Origin of the sequence: Nocardia brasiliensis IFM 10847 (assembly GCF_000710915.1) — a bacterium.
Taxonomy (GTDB): Bacteria; Actinomycetota; Actinomycetes; order Mycobacteriales; family Mycobacteriaceae; genus Nocardia; species Nocardia brasiliensis_A.
The window spans coordinates 46,740-65,827 of the sequence record NZ_BAUA01000174.1 but is presented as its reverse complement, the minus strand read 5'-3'; the positions used below and the strand labels follow the sequence as shown (position 1 = coordinate 65,827).

Sequence of the window (19,088 nt, the reverse complement as noted above, 5' to 3'; positions counted from 1 at the left end):
GCAACATCCGCACGTCGACCAGGGCTGATCCACCGACGGCCCAAAGCCGGGTACCCGTACTCACCTCATCTGGCCGTGCAGCATGCGCAGCAGGTGGTCGAGGACGCGTCCGCTGCTGACCCGAAGCCCGTCGTGCTCGTGTTCGTTGGTGACCCACAGCCGTAGGCCCTTGATGGTCTCGGCGGTTTGCAGCGAGTAGGTGGCGTCGACGTACATGTCGTCGAGGTAGACGGCGGCGGCGACGGGGATGTCGTTGGCGGCCAAGCGTTGCGGGTCGTAGAGGTCGGGCCAGTCCGCGCGGGCGAACAGTATCTCGGCGGGCTCGCGCAAGGGCTCGAGGCAGGGCTGGTCGAAGTGGCACGGGTAGCTCATCTCGCCGGTGAACAGCACCGGATCGTTCCCGGCCAACGCCTTGCGCGCGTCGAACTGGGGGAACTCGCCGCGTACGCGCTGCGCGGCCCAGTCCGTGGCACCGGTAAAGCGCTGGGCGTAGGTGAGTTCGTGCATGAGCGGGTTCAGCGGCAGTTGGGCGTAGCTGAGGAAACCCGCGATGCGGGCGAGTAGGCCGTCGGACAATTCTGTTCCGGCCCAAGGGTTTTCAAGAAGGTAGTGCAGCACGTCCGCGCCGTCGCGGGTGCCGAGCATCAGTCCGAGCGACTGGAAGGCCTCGACGGTGAGCAAGGATCCGTCGGGCAGCGGCGCCGGATGCTCGATCAGGTGCGCGGCGATCCGCCGGACCGCGGCGACGTCCTGCGGGTACCGGCGGTAGTACGCGGTGTTTTTGTGGTGCACGCGCGGATAGGTGGCGCGGTAGACCTCGTCGGGGGTGACGCGCAAACCGGGAAGGCCGCCGGTGATTATTGCCTCGCGCAGACCCTCGGGCGCGAACGAGAGGTAGGTGACGGTGCACATACCGCCGAAGCTCTGGCCGAGCACCGACCATGGTTCGCCGGTCAGTGCGCGCCGGATCAGTTCGGCGTCGCGGACGATCGAATCGGCGCGGAAATGGGTGAGATAGTCGGCCTGGGCGGTGGGCTCGCCACACGCCGGGAGCGTTTGCCGGGTGATCGGGCTGGAGCGGCCGGTGCCGCGCTGGTCGAGCAGTAGGACGCGGTAGTCGTCGAGCGCACGGTCCAGCCAGGAGTCCCGGCCGATCGGACGCGGCGGCACCATGCCGGGGCCGCCTTGCAGAAACAGCAGCCAGGGCAGCTGCTCGCGCTCGCGTCCGGTGGCCACGACCTCGCGGGCGTAGATCTCGAGGTGCTCGCCATCGGGCCGATCATGGTCGAGGGGGACGGAAAAGAAGTGGTCGGTCAGGGTTACACCGTGCACGGAAAGCTCCTTTTGCGGCAACGAGTTATCTTGGCAGGGGCGTTGTTTCGGCTTACGTCGAGCATTGTCGCCGCGTCGAACTCGGCATCGCGGCCGATGCTGATCGCGTTGGCCGCGATGATCGCCGCGATGCTCGACCAGGCGGCCACGTCCAGCCGCTGACCCAGCACGAGCGCACCGACGACCGCGGCGAGCACCGGGTTGACGCTCATGAACAACCCGAACGCCGCAGCGGGAACGCGACGCAGCGTGAACAGGTCCGCGAGGAACGGCACAGCGGAGGCGAGGATTCCGCACGCGACAGCCGCACCGACGGCACCGGCCGAAGGCGGGTGATGCACCACGACACCCACTCCGAGCGGCAGGTATATCAAGGCGGACAGCCCTGCCGCGGCCGCTGTGCCTTGCGCCCCGGAAAAGCGCTGTCCGAGGGAACGGTTGAGCAGGATGTAACCGGCCCAGCAGGCAGCGGCGAGCAGAGCAAGCCCCATGCCGAGATAGTCGGCAGTGGGGCGCGGGCGCATCAGCACGACGACTCCCGCCACGGCGAGCACGGCACAGCCCAGGTCCACGCGTCGGCGCGAGCCGGCCAGCGCGATGGTAAGGGGACCGAGGAACTCCAGGGTCACCGCCAAGCCGAGACCGATCCGGTCGATCGCGGAATAGAGCGACAGATTCACCACGCCGAAGACGATCGCGAGGAGCAACACCGGCCCCCACTGGCGGCGCGTGAAGGACCGAAAGCGCGGCCGGCCGACCGCGAGCAGCACCGCCGCCGCGACACACTGACGGACCGCGACCACGCCCACCGGGCCGAGCACCGGGAAGGCCAACGACCCGATCGCGGCGCCGAGCTGGTTCGACAGGCCGCTGGCGAGCATCGCGCACACTCCGGCAATCGGCACGGCGCCGGGCTTCGCGGGCAGGACGGCAAGGTCTGCCGGGCGCGTGGAGTCTGCTTGCACACTGAGATCCTGTGCCGAGGCTGCGCATTCGCAAAATGCATGGCGCGCACCAACTATACGATCTGGTTATGGATATCGAGCTGCGTCAGTTGCGCTGCCTCGTCGCGATCGTGGACGAGGGCACGTTCACCGACGCCGCGATCACTCTCGGCGTCTCACAGGCGGCGGTCTCGCGCACACTGTCGGCGCTCGAGCAGCGCCTCGGCGTCCGGCTGCTGCGGCGCACATCGCGCGAAACCTCGCCAACCGCGATCGGACTACGCGTCGTGGCGCACGCCCGGCGCGTGCTGAGCGAGGTCGAAAACTTGATCCAGGACGCGACATCGGGCCACGTCGAACTGCGTATCGGCCACTCCTGGTCGGCACTCGGCCGACGCACAATCACCTTTCAACACCGGTGGCAGGCAGCACACCCGGAGACCCAACTGCACCTGCTTCGCATCAACTCCCCGAGCGCAGGCCTGGCCGAGGGCACCGCAGACCTCGGCGTCATCCGAAAACCGTTGGCGGACCGCCGCTTCGAGAGCGCCATCATCGGCCTGGAAACACGCTGGTGCGCAATCGCCACCGCCGATCCCCTGGCAACGCGCCGCTCGGTACGCCTGGCCGATCTCAGCAGCCGCGACCTGCTCGTCGACCGGCGCACCGGGACGACCACCGCCGATCTGTGGCCCGCCGACGCGCGCCCCGCCGAACAGGAGAGCCGCGACATCGACGACTGGCTCACAGTCATCGCCACCGGCCGCTGCGTAGGGGTCACCGCGGAATCCGTCGTCGACCAATATCCCCGCCCCGGCATCGTCTACCTACCGGTACGCGACGCCGAACCGATCGCCGTACAACTGATCTGGTGGCGCGACGACCCCCACCCCGCCACCCGCACCGTACTCGAGCTGCTCACCGAGCTCTACCGCACCTGACCGATCCACCGACCTCATGCCCGGCCGCCCAGTAGTTCTCAGCCTGGTCGGTAAGCCCGCACGAGGGGCAAAAAGATCTCCTCGACGATCGCGTGGATGCGTTCGGGGCCAGGGGGTTCGAGGTCCATCAGGAGGTCGTGCCGCACCAGATCGAACGGCACGGCGAGCACCGCCGCTGGAACGCCTTCGAGCTCTCCTCGGGCTGCAGCCTGCCGGTAGACGGTTCGTCGCTGCGGTAGTGCTTGGCCACCCATGGCACGTTCGCGGATCTGCGCGGGCGACATGCCGGTGGCGGCGAGCAAGCCCGACAAGGACGCGGCCGCCGTGATGGCGAAGTACCCGGCAAGGGATTTGCTCAGCGCGGTCAGATATTGGATCAGGTCGTCACGCAGATTGCCGGTGTCGGGAACGGCAACGGCATGCGTCGCCCGGTATCTGTCCAAGACGGCGAGCACGAGTTCGTCCTTGTTCGCCCAGCGGCGATACAGGACCGGCTCGCTGGTGTGCGCACGTTTGGCGATGGATCCCATGGTCAGGCGGGCATAACCGACCTCGGTCAGCTCGTCCCAGCCGGCGTCGAGGATGGCAGCTTCGAGTGCCGCTCCGTGCCGTCGGCCCGCCGACCGCACGGGATTCGTCTCCGCTGTGACCATTGTCCCACCTTAGAAAGGTCCACCTTTCTAAGCAATCCGAGCTACTGTTCAAGAAAGGTTTTACTTTCTTAGGAGACTCGATGGACGAGTTGCACGACGTCACTTCCGCAGAAACGAACGCCACCACGGTTTTGATCGTCGGGGCCGGGCCGACCGGGCTGACGATGGCCGTCGAACTTGCACGCAGCGGCGTGTCGTTCCGTTTGATCGACTCCGCACCCGGCCCCCGGCCAGGTTCACGCGGCAAGGGCGTGCAACCGCGCACCCTCGAGATCTTCGAGGACCTCGGCATCGTCGAACGAGTGATCGCGAACGGCCAGATGGCGATGCCTATGAACGCGACCGGCCCCGACGGGCAGGTGACACACGGTGGTACGACCCCCGAATACTTGACCGACCGGCCGGACATTCCGTACCCGGCAAGCGTGATCACGCCGCAGTGGCGAGTCGAGGAAGCCCTCCGGATTCGGCTCGAAGAACTCGGGGGCGCAGTCGAATTCGACACCGCGCTGGTCGGCTACACCCAGACCGAGGACGGCATCGCGGCCGAGATAGTCACCGATGGCATCTCGACCACCATCGATGCGCGCTGGCTCGTCGGCGCCGACGGCGGACACAGCATCGTCCGCAAACAGTCCGGGGTCACCTTCGCCGGCGAGACGCGGGAGGACGTGCGAATGATCGTGGCGGACCTTCCAGTTTCCGGCGTGAGTCGTGACGCATGGAAGACCTGGGCGCACCCGACCGGGTTGTTGAGCCTGTGCCCGCTGCCCTCCACCGAAGTGTTCCAATACGTCGCGTCCCTCCCACCGGGCGCAAAACCCCGGCTCAGCCTCGCCGACTTGCAGGCGACTGTCGACCAAAGGACGGGCCGCACCGACATCCGACTACACGAACCCGAGTGGATCTCGATGTGGCGCGCCAATATTCGGCTGGCCGACCATTACCGGACAGGGAACACCTTCCTCGCCGGTGACGCGGCACACATCCATTCACCGGCCGGCGGCCAGGGCATGAACACCGGAATCCAGGACGCACACAATCTCGCATGGAAATTCGCTGCCGTGGTGAACGACGGCGCGCCGCTCGCGCTGCTCGATTCGTACGAGTCCGAGCGACGTCCCGTCGCCGCTCACGTCCTCGCACTGTCGAACGCCCGCCTGGCCAAAATCGTTCAGACCAACGTGATCTCGGTCGACAGAGACGCCAGCACGATCCAGCTCGACGTCGGATACCGCGGATCCGTTCTGGCGAGCGACGACCGTGACGACCAGGCGCGCCTGCGCGCCGGAGACCGCGCGCCCGACGCGACCGAGCTTGCCACCGCCGACGGGGTCCATCGCCTGTTCGACCTGATCGGCCAGGGCCGCTTCACCCTGCTCAACTTCGGCCCCCGACTGAGCCCGATATTTCCCGGCAACCCGCCCCGAGTACTGCACCTCGTCGCGAAGCCACTGGCAACAGATGAATTCGCGGATACCGCCGGCACCCTCGCGACTGCCTATGCCTCCACCGACCAAACGCTCGTCCTGATCCGACCCGACGGCTATATCGGACTGATCTCCGACGCCGGCGACTCCCAAGCCGTCACGAAGTATCTCGCCGAATTCACCTAAGTCCCGCCATCGGTTTCGCCAGCAGACGACATGACGGTCGAGATGTTGCAGGCGCGCTCGACGACCTCGGCGTCGAGCCGGGTGAGCCCGCGCAGTCCCAGCCACCATCGTCACTTCGACCCATCGAGGGTAACGAGTCGCGAATGGCCGAGAGAAACCCGGATTGTTCGATATCGCAACACTTTTCGGCACGGCTTGCCGCGGGCACTGAAGACGGCGAGGCCACGGCGGACAATCAGCCTGGCACTAATCGGCCAAGGCCGACGGCCCATTCTCTACGCTACGCCGGCCACTTGGTCGAGCACGGCGAAGCAGATCGGCTCATCGACGTCCTGCTCGCCCTGCCTTGGGAGCAGGTGCAGTTCGACTCTTGACCCGGCGCTGCGGTTGTGTGCTCCCCTGCTATCGGCTCAATTATCCGGCGGGACAGAAGTTTTCAGGCTCGTGACGGCTCCTGTCCGGTCGATGAGTCGCGCAAGTTCGCCGCCCAGTTCCTGGGCCTCAGTGGTGGCGATGTCGATGACTCGGGCCGCGAGGGGTGCGGGGGCGCGGCCGGTCGGCCAGTAGAGGTACCACGGGCAGGAGGGCGCCGGTTGCAGTGGATGGACACTGAGTTCGCCGTCGGACCACACGTCGGATCCGTGGAGGGCCAGCGCCGGCAGCACTGCTGAGCCTATGCCCGCTCGCACCATGGCCAGGATGGTTTCGTGGCCGGTCGTTCGAAACACTATGCGCGGCCGCGCGCCCTTGGCAGCGAGGGTCCGTTCCAGCCACGTCTGGTGATGAGTGGGCGGCCAGGCGACGATCGGGGCGTCGTTGAGCAGCCCCGTCCGCACCGGCCCCTCGGGGAATGCACCAACGCCTGCCACCAAGAGGTACGGCTCGTCGAGTAGCTCTACGCATTCCACATCGGCGTCGACGCTTCCGTAGTGGAACAGCAGGTCGAGACCGCCGAGCTGGGGATCGGCCGGCTCTACCTCCGACAACCGAATGTCGCAGTGCGGATGCTCGGTCAGTAGCCGACGCACGACCGCCGGAAGGATCAGCTTGGTCGCGGCTTGGAAAGTTCCGATGTCGATGCGACCGTGGCCGGCGCGAAAACGGTCGACCGCGTCGGCCAGTTCGTCTGCCTCGGTGAGCAGGACACGTCCGCGACGCAGGACCACTTCGCCGAGCGGAGTGACCCGCACGGGCCTGGGCCCGCCGGGACGGTCGAACACCGCACCGCCGACGGCCTTCTCCAGCACGGCGATCTGCTGACTCACCGAGGACTGGGTGTAGCCGAGGCGCTGCGCCGCTCGCCCGAATGTTCCTTCCGCGGCGATGGCGGCCATGGTGCGCAGGTGGCGCAGCTCGATTTCAGCCATCGCATAAGCATAAGCAATACCGATCAAATCGAGAAGAAATGATCGCTTTTCTCGATGCACTCCAGTTCTTAGATTCGTTCACATGACCACCTACGCCCCCGCCGCGCCGACCGCCGCAGTACTCGTCCGCGAACCCTCCCGACTGCGGCTGAACCTGCCGGACCTCGTCTGGGCCTTGGCGGCAACACATTTCGTGAGCCGAGCAGGCGGCGTCGCACAGTCTTTCCTGGTGCTCTATCTGACACAGGAACGGCAGCTGACACCGACGACCGCCGGTGCGGTGGTCGCGGCGGTCGGTATCGGAGGCATCGGATCCCAGCTGCTCGGCGGCTGGCTGGGCGACCGCATCGGTCGACGCCACACCATGCTCGTAGGTTTCCTCGGGACCGCCCTCGCGCTTGTCGCGCTCGGCTCGGCCAACGCCATGCCCGCGATCTGGGCAGCCGCCCTCGGACTCGGACTGACCGCAGACCTGTTTCGCCCCGCCGGAGCCGCCATGGTGGCCGATCTCCCACCAGCACAACGCATCCGGGCCTTCGGATTGCTGTTCTGGACAGCCAACCTGGGCTTCTCCGTCGCCACGGTCACGGCCGGGATCCTTGCCCAGCACGGGTATGGGCTCTTGTTCTGGATCAACGCCACCGCCTCGGTCCTCGCGGCGCTGATCGTCTGGCACCGGGTCCCCGAAACCCGCCCGCCGACAGCGGAACTCGCGCCGCGCGCCCTGCTGCCGGTACTGCTGCGCGACCCACTGATGATCGCGATGGCCTTGATCTACGTCGTCTACTTCACACTGTTCCAGCAGACATTCGCCACGCTGCCGCTCATCATGACCGCAGACGGCCACAGCCCGGCGATGTACGGCACGATGCTGGCGATGAACGGCGCCGCCATCGTCGTCGGGCAGCCGCTGGCGGTACGGCTGCTCGCACATCGCAATCCCAGTGTGGTGCTGGCTGTTTCGATGCTCATGGTCGGCGCCGGCACCGCCTTCAGCGCTCTCGCACACAGCAGCACCGCCTATGCGGCATCGGTTCTGGCCTGGACCCTCGGCCAGATCGGTATCGCGGTCATGTTCGGCGGCGTCTTCGCCGCGATCGCGCCGGCCGACCTGCGCGGAAAGTACATGGGCGTCGCATCGGCCACCTGGAGTATCGGCGGAGTGTTCGGCCCGCTGGTCGGCACCGTCCTGCTGAACCACGCCGGACGAGAGACCCTGGCAACGGCCTGTGCGCTCGTCGGCGTCGCACTGTTCGCAGGCCAGCACGCCCTGGGCCCGGCGCTGCGCCGCCGAACCGCGCTGACCGCCGCGTGAAGTCCCGATTCGGCCAACAGTTCTCGTATTCCTCGATCGGCTATCGGACTGCTTCGGTGTGCATCGTCCGCATGCCGACACCCCGTCGCCGGAGACCGCGCGCCGCCTGATCCACGCCATCCTCACCCACCAGCACGGAAACCTGCCGGACGACGCCACCGTCCTACTCGCCCGCTGGACCCACCCCCGCGCGCCTCAGCCCCTGACGAGGAAAACGTCTATACCGCAGCAGGTTTCGTCCAGGCCGCAGCTCGCCTCGACACCCCTCGCTACGTGTCCGGCATCCTCGAGCCCGTGGCCATCGAGACCGGGGCGCTGAACCTACCCGCGCCAAAACGGACCCGACGGCTACGAACTCGTCAAAAGTACTGTTGCCTATTAATCCACGACGGCGGCCACCGCTTCGATCTCCACCAGTTGGTCGTCGTAGCCGAGCACCGTGACGCCCAGCAGGGTGCTGGGCACATCGTGTTCGGCGAACGCGTCCCGCACGACCTCCCAGGCCGTGACCAAATCCTCCTGTCGGGCACTGGCGACGAGCACCCGCGTGTTGATCACGTTCTCGAGTTCGGCGCCGGCCTCGCGCAACGCGATCTGCAGGTTCTCGATCGCCTTCGCGGCCTGTCCCGCATAATTCCCCACCGCCGCGGTGCTGCCGTCGGCATTCAGCGGGCACGCACCGGCGAGAAAGATGAGTCGCGCCTCCGCCGGAGCCGTAGCGGCATAAGCGTATTCGGCGACAGTGGCCAGCTTGTCGGATCTGATCAGCGTCACAGTCTTCGTCACGGCTCGATTCTTCTCGCCGGCCGAATCTTCGCCAACCGCTTTTTGTCGCTTCAGACCAATCGCCTGCGCTGCCGCGCGCTGATTTACCGGCGGGCCGTCATCTCGATAAGGTGTTGTGGTGCAACAGAGTTTGGGCAAGGGCGATGGTTGCGAACTGCCGGCCAGCGCTATCCATTGGCTCAGCGACGATCCGCAGCCGGGGATCGTCCTGGTCGAATTCGCAGACGCGCACGGCCGACCTCACCAACTGGTAGGCAAGAGCGCCCTTTTCGGCGGCGAACTGTCGCCGACGTCGACCTATCCCCGCCCCACCACGATCCAGTGCACGATCGAAGAGATCAACGACGACATAGCAATTGTCAGCACATGGTGGTTGTCCGGCGGCCCCGCCGACGTACCGTTCCTCTTCGACGTGCGATCGGACATCCTCACCCCGACCGACCGCCTACCACCCGCGAGCCGCTGAGCCACCCACCTGACACCGGTGGGCGAGCCGCGCCTTCGCTCCATCACAACGTCGAGACGTTGACCTGCCCTCCGCCCGGCAAGGGCAGGGTGGCGTTTCCCCCGGCGCGCAGGAACTCGGACACCGAGAGTTCGGCTTTGCCGACCAATTCGTCGCTGCCCATCCGATCGTGGTCCCACACCTCGATCCGGATGGCGGACCCCTCACTGTCGCCGACATCGACGACGCAGGGCGCGTAGCGCGGATTCAGGTCGTTCTTGCGGATCTCGGTCATGGTGGCCAGCACCCAAGCTCCGGCGCGCTGAACATAGAGTTTCAGGTAGGGGTCCGTCTCCCCTAGCGTGTCGGTGTCCGGCAGGTCCTGGGCGGATAGCACGAGATTGATTTCAACCATGACCGGTCTCCTGCGCCAGCTAGTTGGTGCCGAGCCCCGCGGCCAGGAACCACACGATCAATGTTGCACTAAAAACGTTGCGGCCGCGCTGCTTTCAACTCCATTCAGCCGGCCGATGCCGGTCCCGGTCCGCCCGTGCGGCAAGTCGAAGCGCGATGATCGGCGCCGGCAACGCCTTTCCCGCGGTCGAGCACCGACTCGCGCAGTTCAGCCACTCGCCCAGTCCGCGCGAGTGTGGCGCAGGTGCGTATGCATCAGCCTTTCCAGCTCGGCCCAATCGCGCGACGAGATGGCGGCGAGGATTTCTCGGTGTTCGACGGCTGCCCCGATCAGCCGGCCGCCCTCGGCAAGTTTGTCCAATCCGTACAGACGCGTTTGGTCCCGCAGGGTGGCGATGCTGTCCACCAGCCGACGATTTCCGCCGTGTGCCAGCAAGTCCAGATGGAACCGGCGGTCCGCCTCGAGGAAGCCGGCGACATCTCCGGCCCGGGCCGCGCTTTCGATATCCCCGGCCAAACCGGCGAGCCGGTCCAGGTCCTCGGGTTCGATCTTCGCTCCCGCTGCGAGCGTGGCCGGGATCTCGAGCAACTGACGCAGCTCGTAGATCTCGTCCAGATCCTGTTCGGTCATCGCGACAATTCGGTAACCACGGTTGCGCACCGGCTCCATCAAACCCTGCGTGACCAGCGTCAGCATCGCTTCACGGACCGGACTGCTGGATACGCCCAGCCGGGTCGCGAGCGCCGCCGCCGAGTAGATGTCTCCTGGCTGGAGCTCACCGGACACCATCGCTTGCCGCACGACCTCGAGCACTTGATCGCGCAAGTTGGTGTGCTGCAGTCGCACTGCTCCGTCCTCGGTCAACTACCTGCCTTTCGACGCTCGGTCTTGACTTCCCCGCCTCTTTCCCGCATCTTACTTGTCACCGGCAATCGGTAACCGGTAGCCGGTTACTAAGGAGTAACATGATGGCTGAGGTGCGCGGCTACTGCACGCTGTGCCGCTCCCGGTGCGGCGCTGTCTACACGGTCGAGAACGGCGTATTGCGCGATGTCCGGCCGGATTCCGCACATCCCACCGGTGCGGCGATGTGCCCGAAGGGTCGTGCCGCTCCCGAGCTGGTGTACTCCCCCGAGCGCTTGCGGCGGCCACTGCGACGGACCACGCCCAAATCCGATCCCGACCCGCGCTGGCGAGAAATCGGCTGGGACGAAGCCTTGACCGAGGTCGCTGAAAAACTGGACCGTATCCGTGCGGAAAACGGCGCGGAGGCGGTCGCGTTCTCGGTGACCTCGCCGAGCGGCACGCCGATGTCGGATTCCATCGACTGGGTCGAGCGATTCATTCGGGTGTTCGGCAGCCCGAACACGCTGTATTCGACCGAGATCTGTAATTGGCACAAGGATTTCGCGCACGCTTTCACGTTCGGGAGCGCGCTGCCCGCGCCGGACTACGCGAACACCGACCTCGCCGTGCTGTGGGGCCACAACCCGGCGAAATCCTGGCTGGCACAGTCGGCGGCACTCGCCCGGGCGCGGGAGGCACGGCTGGTGGTCGTCGACCCGCGCCGGTCGACCAGCGCATTACAGGCCGACCACTGGCTGCGGGTACGCCCCGGTACTGACGGCGCGCTGGCATTGAGCGTGGCCGGTCGACTACTCGCCCGACGCGGCCACGACGAGGAGTTCGTCCGATCGTGGACGAATGCGCCGCTACTGGTCCGGCTCGACACAGGCGCGTTCCTGCGAGCTTCGGACCTGCATCCCGGGACGCCGGGCTATGTCGTGTGGGACGAGTTGTCCGGTCGGGCGGAGCCGTTGGACACCACCCGCGCGCCGAACGGTGCGCAACGGTTCGCGCTGCGCGGCCGGCGGCGGGTGCTCACCCGACGCGGACCGATCGACTGTGTGCCCGCCTTCGACCGCTATGCCGCTGCCTGCGCCGCCTGGCCTGTCGACCGGGCCGCGGCGGTGACAACGGTCGCCCCGGCAGCGATCGAGACATTCGCCGCGGAACTCGGCGCGGCACGATCGGTGTCGTACGCAACGTGGTCCGGGGTCGGTCAGCATGTCAACGCGACCCAGACCGAGCGAGCGATCGCCACCCTCTACGCGCTCACGGGCAGCTACGACGCCCCTGGCGGCAACGTGTTGCTGCCCAAACCTCCGGTCAATCCGGTCACCGGTCCCGGCCAGCTCGCAGCCGCCCAGCGCGCGAAAGCCCTTGGCCTCGAAAGCTTCCCGCTGGGACCACCGGCGCAGGGCTGGATCAATGCCCGCGACTTCTGCCAGGCGGTGCTCCAGGGTGAGCCGTATCCGGTACGGGCGCTGGTGTCCTTCGGTGGGAATCTCCTGCTGACCCAGCCTGATCCGCGGCGGACCGCCGACGCCCTGCGCAGCCTGGACTTCGCAGTTCATCTAGACCTGTTCGAAAACCCCACCTCTCGCTTCGCCGACCTGTTGCTGCCGGTCAACACGCCGTGGGAGCGCGAAGCGATCAGAGCCGGGTTCGAGATCAGCGTCGCCGCTCAGCAGCGAGTGCAGTTGCGGCCGCAGCTGGTCGAGCCCGAGGGCGAGGCGCGTTCGGACACCGAGATCGCGTTCGACCTGGCCGTCCGGCTGGGGCACGGCGAGGACTTCTTCCACGGACGCATCGAGGACGGCTGGAACCATCAGCTTGCTCCGCTCGCGGTCACCGCGGCCGAACTGCGCGAACGCCCCGGCGGGATGGATCTGCCGTTACACGTCCGCTACCGCAAATACGCCGAGGAGTCCGACGACGGAACGGTCACCGGGTTCGCGACCCCGACCCGCCGGGTCGAGCTCTACTCCGAGATGCTCGCCCAGCACGGACAATCCGCAGTACCGGTGGCGGAGCCGCCGGCACCGGACCCGTCCTATCCGCTGGTGCTCACCTGCGCGAAGAACGGCTATTTCTGTCACAGCCAGCACCGCGGAATCTCCTCGCTGCGTAAACGCTTCCCCGATCCGATCGTCGAGCTGAGCGCCGAACTCGCCGCCGCGCGTGGGATCTGCGACGGCGACTGGGTGCGGATCAGTACATCGCGTGCCACGGTCGGTATGCGCGCACGGATCGACTCGGACCTGCACCGCGACGTCGTCGTCGCCGAATACGGCTGGTGGCAGGCCGCTTCGGACCTCGCCCTGCCCGGTGCGGATCCGCTCGCCGGTAACGGCGCCAACTACAACCTCCTGGTCGGTGACGGCAGCCGCGATCCGATCAGTGGCTCCGTCGGGCTGCGCGCGGTGCCCTGTGACGTCCAGCTCGCGCACTCGACACGGTGGCGTGCGCAGCGCGAGTTCCTGATCGAGCACTGCGAACTCGAAACCGAGGAGATCCTGGCGGTGCAGTTGCGGCCCGTAGACCGGACACCGTTACCCGCGTTCCGCGCCGGGCAACACATCACAGTCGCCTGGCCCGATCAACCCGATCTGACCCGCAGCTACTCGCTGACCGGACCCGCCGGACCGGCTGCTCAGGAGCTGTACACGATCGCGGTGCGTCGCGTGTCCGGCGGCCGCTTCTCCACCGCCGTGCACGACCGGCTCCGGCCCGGCACCCGCCTGCTCGTCACGCCTCCTGCTGGTGGCTTCGCCGTGCCCCTCGTCCACTCCCGCCCGATCGTGCTCCTTGCCGCAGGCATCGGGATCACCCCGTTCCTCAGTTACCTCGAAACACTCGCTCTCACCCCGTCGGCTGCCCCGGAAGTCGTGCTCCACTACGGCAACCGGGACGGCGCGCGCCACCCCTTCCGGGCCCGGATCGCCGCCCTCGCCGCGCATCTGCCGTCCCTGCGCGTGATCGACCACTACAGCCGGCCGGGTGCGGGCGACCGTCACCACCTGCGCGGGCGGGTATCAGCCTCCGACGTCGACCCCGCCCTGATCGACCGGCGAGCGCGCTTCTACTTGTGCGGCCCCACGGACATGCTCGATGAACTCACCGCCGGCCTGGTAGGCCGAGGTGTTCCCCGATTCGACATTTTCGCCGAGAAGTTCCACGCCGCGCCTGTGCCGGTGCGCATCGCCGACGATGCGACCGCGACCGTTCGGTTCGCCCGCTCGGGCCGAGACGTGGCGTGGCGCAAATCGGATGGCACCCTCTTGCAGCTCGCCGAGCAGTCGGGTCTGTCCGTGCCCAGCGGGTGCCGCGTCGGCCAATGCGAAAGCTGCGCGGTCCGGGTGCTCGACGGCACGGTGGCACACCTCGTCGCCGTCGGGAGCGAGCTGCCCGACGATCACTGCCTCACCTGCCAGTCCGTGCCGACGTCCGACGTCGTGCTCGACGCCTGATTCCGAAAGGTCCGACCGTGCTCATCGTCTCCGCCGACGAGACCGTCGACGCATTGCCGTTCGACATATTGATCCCAGCCCTGCGAGCGGGTTTCGCCCGCGGCGCCACAACCCCACCGCGCCACCATCATCAGATCGACGAGACCGGGTCGACGTTGCTCCTGATGCCCTCCTGGCAGGCCGATGGGCTGCTGGGCGTCAAACTCGTGAACGTATTCCCCCAGAACAACGCGCACGGTCGCCCGGCCCTGTCCTCCGCCTACGTCCTGGCCCGCGCGGACACCGGCGAACACCTGGCGGTCATCGATGGGAACGAACTCACCAGGCGGCGCACCGTCGCCACCGCGGCACTGGCCTCGTCCTATCTGGCCCGCCCCGACAGCCGAGTCCATCTCGTCGTCGGCGCGGGGCACGTCGGCTCGCTCATCGCCGCAGCACACGCCGCGGTCCTCGACATCGCCACCGTGCTCGTCCACGATCAACACCGCGCCTCCGCGGAAGCCCTGGTCGCACGGCTGCGGGCCGCCGGAACGGACGCTCGCGTCGCCGTCGACCTCGACACCGCGATCCCCGACGCCGACGTGATCTCCTGCGCGACGCTCGCCACCAGCCCGATCATCCGCGGTGAGTTACTGCGCCCCGGCACGCACCTCGACCTCGTCGGCAGCTTCCGCCCGGAGATGCGCGAAGCCGACGACGCCTGCCTGACCCGCGGCGTCGTCTACGTCGACAGCGACAACGCGCTCGACGAATCGGGCGACCTCACCCAGCCACTCGCCGCCGGTGTCATCACCCGTGACGACGTGGCCGCCACGCTGCCCGAGCTTTGTCGAAATGAAGCTCCCGGTCGCCGCAACGACCACGAGATCACCGTGTTCAAAGCAGTCGGCACGGCCCTGGCCGACCTGACCGCCGCGACGCTGGTCCACCACCACGTCCTCCGGCACGCCGGTTGACCACTCAGGAGTTCGCATGTCTGTGCCCGATTCCCAGCTCGCCGCCGACCCACCGGCCGGCCTGCTCGCCCGATTCGCAACCCGCAGTGCGGCCTGGTCGGAGAAGTGGTTCCCCAACACCCTTGTCTTCGCACTGCTCATCGTCGCGGTGGTCGCCATCGCCGCGCTGGCGATCGGCTCCGGGCCCGCCGATGTCGCCGCGGTCTTCGGCAACGGCTTCTGGGACCTCATCCCGTTCACGATGCAGATGGCGATGGTCGCCATCGGCGGCTACGTCGTCGCCACCGCCCGCCCTGTCCAGCGGGCCATCACCGGGCTCGCCCGAGTGCCCCGCACTCCGCGTGCGGCGATCGCCGTCGTCGCCGCGGTCAGCCTACTGTCGGCGTTGCTCAATTGGGGCTTCAGTCTCATCTTCAGCGCGCTGCTGGTCCGGCGACTCGCCGGGCGCCGCGAGCTGCGCATGGACTATCGGGCCGCGTCGGCAGCGGCCTACCTCGGCCTCGGCGGGAGCTGGGCTCTCGGCCTCAGCTCGTCGGCCGCGCAACTACAGGCCAACCCCGCCAGCATTCCGCAGTCGCTGCTGCCCATCACCGGCGTCATCCCGTTCCGGGCCACCATTTTCACCTGGCAGTCACTCGTTGTGGCCGCAGTCGTCGTCACGGTGTGTGTGGCCATCGCGTTTCTGACCGCGCCCCGCGCCGACACCGCCGTTACCGCCACCGATCTCGGCATCGATCCCCGCGACCCGGTCGAAGACGACATGCCGCGCTCGCGTCCCGGCGAATGGCTCGAATACAGCCCGCTGCTCACCATCGTGGTCGTCGTCCTGGTCGGCGGGTGGGCGATCCAGGAATTCGCCGCCAAGGACCCCCTCGTCGCCATCTCCGGGCTCAATACCTACAACCTGCTGTTCCTGGGCCTCGGCATGCTATTGCACTGGCGCCCCCGCCGATTTCTCGCCGCAGTCACCAAAGCCGTGCCTGCCACCGGCGGTGTCCTCATCCAATTTCCCTTCTACGCCGGGACCGCGGCCATTCTCACCAAGGCCACCGACAGCCCCGGCACCTCGATCTCCCACCACCTCGCCTCGCTGTTCACCGCGACGGGCAACGCCACCACCTTCCCACTGCTCATCGGCGCCTACTCCGTGGTCCTCGGCTTCCTCATTCCCTCCGGCGGCGGCAAATGGATCATCGAGGCGCCGTATGTGATGCAGGCGGCGAACGACACACACGTCAACCTCGGCTGGACGGTGCAGATCTACAACGCCGCGGAGGCGCTGCCGAACCTGATCAACCCGTTCTGGATGCTCCCGCTCCTCGGCGTGCTGTCGCTCGAGGCACGCGACATCGTCGGCTACACGTTCATCTACCTCGCGGCGCTCCTGCCCATCGTCTTGGGCCTGCTCACCCTGTTGGCACCCACCCTTCCCTACCAACCACCGGCCTATTGACCAGCAACGACGTTTCCGAACTCGGCGAAGAACGTCCCTGGCGGAGTCTTCGGCACGCACCGCGAGGAGGGCAGCAGCGGAACGGGTCGGCGCCTTCAGACGAGCGACAACCAGTAGTCCTGAAACGCTAGGAAGACCTGCAGCACAACGGCTGTGCAGAAGAGCGCTACCACGGTCCAGCGCCAGCCGACTATCGCACGCACCGGCCGGGGCAGCGCTGAACTGAGCTGATTGCTCAGCACGGCCAGCATGGGGGTGACGACCGCCCACACCACCATGCAGTAGGGGCAGAGCGCGTGAATCCGATAGAGCGTCTGGAAGATGAGCCAGCACACGAACCCGACACCGCAGGCCGTGCCGATCCAGAGTCCGATCCAGATCCACTGTGGCAGCGCGATTCTGGCCACGCTCAACAGCGCGAGCGGCAGCACGACCGAGAACGCGACGACGCCGATGATCGGATTGGGGAAACCGAAAACGGCCGCCTGCGGCGTCGCCATCACCGACCCGCACGACAGAATCGGGTTGATGCTGCACGACGGCCGATAGCTCGAATCGACAAAGAGTTTGAACCGCTCCACCGTCAAGGTGAACGAGGCCAGCCAACCCGCCGACGCGGCCAGCAGCAGCACCCACGCGGTGCTCGGTCGAGCGACGGACAAACGGCTCGGCGGCGCTGAGGATGCCGCATCGGCCATTTCGATCCGGGTCGGTTCGACAAGGCTCATGTAACACGAATATCCGGAACCGTATTCGTCGCACGAGGGCCTTTGTGCCACCGGATACAGGCCGATCGTCACCGGCAGTCGACAACGGTATGGCGACCGGCGCCGTCCATTGCGGTCACCACGATCTCTATCGCACGAGGACGCCGGGCCCCGTTGCGCGTTGCCGCCCCGCGCGATCGCTCCCGACTCGCGCGCAGCCGGGACAGCTTGATCCGCTGCCGACGGGTGAGCCCGCCCCAGATACCCAAGACCTCGCTGTGCTCCATCGCGTACTCGAGGCAGGATTCGCGTACTTCGCACCGGCCACAAATACGCACCGCGAGCAGCGAGGTCTCGCCGGCCTCGGGGAAGAATTCTTCCGGATCGCTTTGTGCACAGCTCCCGCTTCCCGCCCACTCCCCCGCATCGCGCTCGAGCAGCTGTGCCGCCCGATCTAACACCACCGAAGGTCTCATATCCGTAGAATCGAATATCGCCATTCTCCGCATCGAGAGCCGAATGGCACACCTCGGTAGGGCCGAAACTCCTCCGGTTTCATGTCCGTGATATTCGTCATGCCGGTCAGGACTTACGTCCCACGCCTCCGCTGCCCGCAGTCCGGTCCAGTAGAGCCGAATTGCTCTGCCCGACAAGCGGATCAGGCGCTACCTTCGCGAGTGGACTGCACACTGAACCGTTCCGGAGGCCGACGGGCACCACGACTCGAGGGATACCGACAGGATGTTCGCGAACTGCACCACCCCACAACGGATCTGGACGACCTACCGCGACCGCGGTCTGCCGGTTTCCCTACTCGGCTCCCATCCCTGTCTGCTCACCGACGACCGGTTCGGCATGGTCACCATGCCGCGAGTACTCGGGTACGAGGTATCCACGGCCGTACACACCGCGCCGGTCATGTTGCACACCAAGTCGAATCGCGTCGGGTTCCTCGTCCGCTACCCGGCCGACAGCCTCGATCCGGACCTCGTGCGGCGATTGGACGAACTCGGCGTCACGATCGTGGCACGCGGCAGCCGGATCATGCTTCCGCATTCGGATCGGCAGCTCGGCTGGTCACCGGTGTGGGTGGTCGAACCGGGTTACGTCACAACCCTTCCGATTCAGGCCGTCGTGCTCGACGCGGTATGTGCGGTGGCCGGCGGCGTGCCGACCGCGCCTCCCAGCCACGCCTCGACCTGAGCTTCGGCCGCGGCAACCGGGCACACGCACGGCTGCCGCTGTGCCGCAGCTGATCTGACTACTCATGCCGTTCCGAAGCGGGACAGTCTGTCGGCCAGCTCGCTACCCCAACGCTCGGCCCGAGCGGACTCGTCGCCGACCAGCGGCCCCACGCGGGAGACGACCAGGAAGCTTTCTCGCCCGAGCACATCACAGGCGTGCCCTTGCAGTCGCTTCACGATCCGTCGCGCCGCGGACCCGGTGAAGATGCTTCTGCCTGCGACGGTGTCGAACGCCGCGGCACGGACGTTCAGCCGCGCGGGCAGCGCATCGAGCCACTCCCGCACACCGGTCACGGATCGGACTGCACCATGGGCCTCCGCTTGACGACGTGATGTCGGTGTAGACAGACCCGCATTGTGCGTAGGCGCCCCCACCAGCAAGAGATCGACGTCGTCGAGTGCGGGCATGGTGTGCGCACCGACCACCGTGACGCTGCCGCCATGCGCACGAATCCCCTCGGCGACGGACTCCGCGATGTGCGCGGTGTTCCCGAAACAAGACTCGACGACAATCAATACATTCATGCCGCGCCCTTCGGCACTACCGGTATCGCGTATTTCGACGGCAATGGAATTCGTCAATGTCGTACCTCCTGCATAT

Annotated in this window: 18 protein-coding genes; 8 read left to right on the top strand and 10 right to left on the bottom strand. The window is 67.0% G+C overall.

Going from position 1 to position 19,088, the window contains the following annotated elements; genetic code table 11:
* Positions 1-60: 60 nt before the first annotated feature.
* Complete coding sequence (locus tag NBRGI_RS33700) at positions 61-1,332, bottom strand: alpha/beta fold hydrolase (protein WP_029901224.1); 1,272 nt, start codon at positions 1,330-1,332, stop codon at positions 61-63.
* A complete protein-coding gene (locus NBRGI_RS33695) occupies positions 1,320-2,297 on the bottom strand; it encodes an EamA family transporter (protein ID WP_235211182.1) in 978 nt (325 codons plus the stop codon). The genes NBRGI_RS33700 and NBRGI_RS33695 overlap by 13 nt, the downstream gene beginning before the upstream one ends.
* Before the next feature lie 68 nt (positions 2,298-2,365).
* Here NBRGI_RS33695 and NBRGI_RS33690 point away from each other — a divergent pair, with 68 nt between their 5' ends.
* Positions 2,366-3,217: a LysR family transcriptional regulator gene (locus tag NBRGI_RS33690; RefSeq protein ID WP_029901222.1), complete on the top strand. Its 852-nt coding sequence runs from the start codon at positions 2,366-2,368 to the stop codon at positions 3,215-3,217.
* A gap of 38 nt (positions 3,218-3,255) precedes the next feature.
* Here the strand turns inward: NBRGI_RS33690 and NBRGI_RS33685 are convergent, their stop codons facing one another.
* Entirely contained in the window at positions 3,256-3,870 is a 615-nt protein-coding gene (locus tag NBRGI_RS33685; protein ID WP_029901221.1) for a TetR/AcrR family transcriptional regulator, read from the bottom strand.
* Positions 3,871-3,950: 80 nt separating this feature from the next.
* Here NBRGI_RS33685 and NBRGI_RS33680 point away from each other — a divergent pair, with 80 nt between their 5' ends.
* Positions 3,951-5,486: an FAD-dependent oxidoreductase gene (locus NBRGI_RS33680; protein WP_051728230.1), complete on the top strand. Its 1,536-nt coding sequence runs from the start codon at positions 3,951-3,953 to the stop codon at positions 5,484-5,486.
* Positions 5,487-5,896: 410 nt separating this feature from the next.
* Here the strand turns inward: NBRGI_RS33680 and NBRGI_RS33670 are convergent, their stop codons facing one another.
* Entirely contained in the window at positions 5,897-6,913 is a 1,017-nt protein-coding gene (locus tag NBRGI_RS33670; RefSeq protein ID WP_235211181.1) for a LysR family transcriptional regulator, read from the bottom strand.
* 22 nt (positions 6,914-6,935) lie between these two features.
* Between NBRGI_RS33670 and NBRGI_RS33665 the strand changes: the two genes are divergently transcribed.
* Complete coding sequence (locus NBRGI_RS33665; RefSeq protein ID WP_036561864.1) at positions 6,936-8,168, top strand: MFS transporter; 1,233 nt, start codon at positions 6,936-6,938, stop codon at positions 8,166-8,168.
* Between the two features lie 378 nt (positions 8,169-8,546).
* On the opposite strand, the gene NBRGI_RS33660 is transcribed toward NBRGI_RS33665, so the two are convergent.
* Positions 8,547-8,954, bottom strand: a complete 408-nt coding sequence (locus NBRGI_RS33660) for a RidA family protein (RefSeq protein WP_029901217.1) — start codon at positions 8,952-8,954, stop codon at positions 8,547-8,549.
* Between the two features lie 130 nt (positions 8,955-9,084).
* Here NBRGI_RS33660 and NBRGI_RS33655 point away from each other — a divergent pair, with 130 nt between their 5' ends.
* A complete protein-coding gene (locus NBRGI_RS33655; protein WP_148311050.1) occupies positions 9,085-9,420 on the top strand; it encodes a hypothetical protein in 336 nt (111 codons plus the stop codon).
* 43 nt (positions 9,421-9,463) lie between these two features.
* Here the strand turns inward: NBRGI_RS33655 and NBRGI_RS33650 are convergent, their stop codons facing one another.
* Together NBRGI_RS33650 and NBRGI_RS33645 are read right to left on the bottom strand one after the other, a co-directional pair.
* Entirely contained in the window at positions 9,464-9,814 is a 351-nt protein-coding gene (locus NBRGI_RS33650; protein ID WP_029901215.1) for a C2 domain-containing protein, read from the bottom strand.
* Between the two features lie 207 nt (positions 9,815-10,021).
* Positions 10,022-10,660, bottom strand: a complete 639-nt coding sequence (locus NBRGI_RS33645) for a GntR family transcriptional regulator (RefSeq protein WP_029901214.1) — start codon at positions 10,658-10,660, stop codon at positions 10,022-10,024.
* A gap of 122 nt (positions 10,661-10,782) precedes the next feature.
* Here NBRGI_RS33645 and NBRGI_RS33640 point away from each other — a divergent pair, with 122 nt between their 5' ends.
* The 3 genes from NBRGI_RS33640 to NBRGI_RS33630 are packed head-to-tail and all read left to right on the top strand — an operon-like array spanning position 10,783 to position 16,536.
* A complete protein-coding gene (locus NBRGI_RS33640; RefSeq protein WP_029901213.1) occupies positions 10,783-14,127 on the top strand; it encodes a molybdopterin-dependent oxidoreductase in 3,345 nt (1,114 codons plus the stop codon).
* A 17-nt stretch (positions 14,128-14,144) separates the two neighbouring features.
* Positions 14,145-15,083, top strand: coding sequence for an ornithine cyclodeaminase family protein (locus NBRGI_RS33635; protein WP_029901212.1), 939 nt, complete (start codon positions 14,145-14,147; stop codon positions 15,081-15,083).
* A gap of 16 nt (positions 15,084-15,099) precedes the next feature.
* Positions 15,100-16,536 carry a short-chain fatty acid transporter gene (locus NBRGI_RS33630; protein WP_051728228.1) on the top strand — a complete coding sequence of 479 codons (1,437 nt, stop codon included), beginning with the start codon at positions 15,100-15,102 and terminating at the stop codon, positions 16,534-16,536.
* 95 nt (positions 16,537-16,631) lie between these two features.
* On the opposite strand, the gene NBRGI_RS33625 is transcribed toward NBRGI_RS33630, so the two are convergent.
* Together NBRGI_RS33625 and NBRGI_RS33620 are read right to left on the bottom strand one after the other, a co-directional pair.
* On the bottom strand, positions 16,632-17,264 hold the full coding sequence (locus NBRGI_RS33625; protein WP_029901210.1) for a vitamin K epoxide reductase family protein: 633 nt from the start codon (positions 17,262-17,264) through the stop codon (positions 16,632-16,634).
* A 68-nt stretch (positions 17,265-17,332) separates the two neighbouring features.
* Complete coding sequence (locus NBRGI_RS33620) at positions 17,333-17,719, bottom strand: WhiB family transcriptional regulator (RefSeq protein ID WP_081878342.1); 387 nt, start codon at positions 17,717-17,719, stop codon at positions 17,333-17,335.
* Positions 17,720-17,984: 265 nt separating this feature from the next.
* Here NBRGI_RS33620 and NBRGI_RS33615 point away from each other — a divergent pair, with 265 nt between their 5' ends.
* Complete coding sequence (locus NBRGI_RS33615; RefSeq protein WP_029901208.1) at positions 17,985-18,446, top strand: hypothetical protein; 462 nt, start codon at positions 17,985-17,987, stop codon at positions 18,444-18,446.
* Between the two features lie 62 nt (positions 18,447-18,508).
* Here the strand turns inward: NBRGI_RS33615 and NBRGI_RS33610 are convergent, their stop codons facing one another.
* On the bottom strand, positions 18,509-19,012 hold the full coding sequence (locus NBRGI_RS33610; protein WP_036561861.1) for a flavodoxin family protein: 504 nt from the start codon (positions 19,010-19,012) through the stop codon (positions 18,509-18,511).
* Between the last annotated feature and the right edge of the window lie 76 nt (positions 19,013-19,088).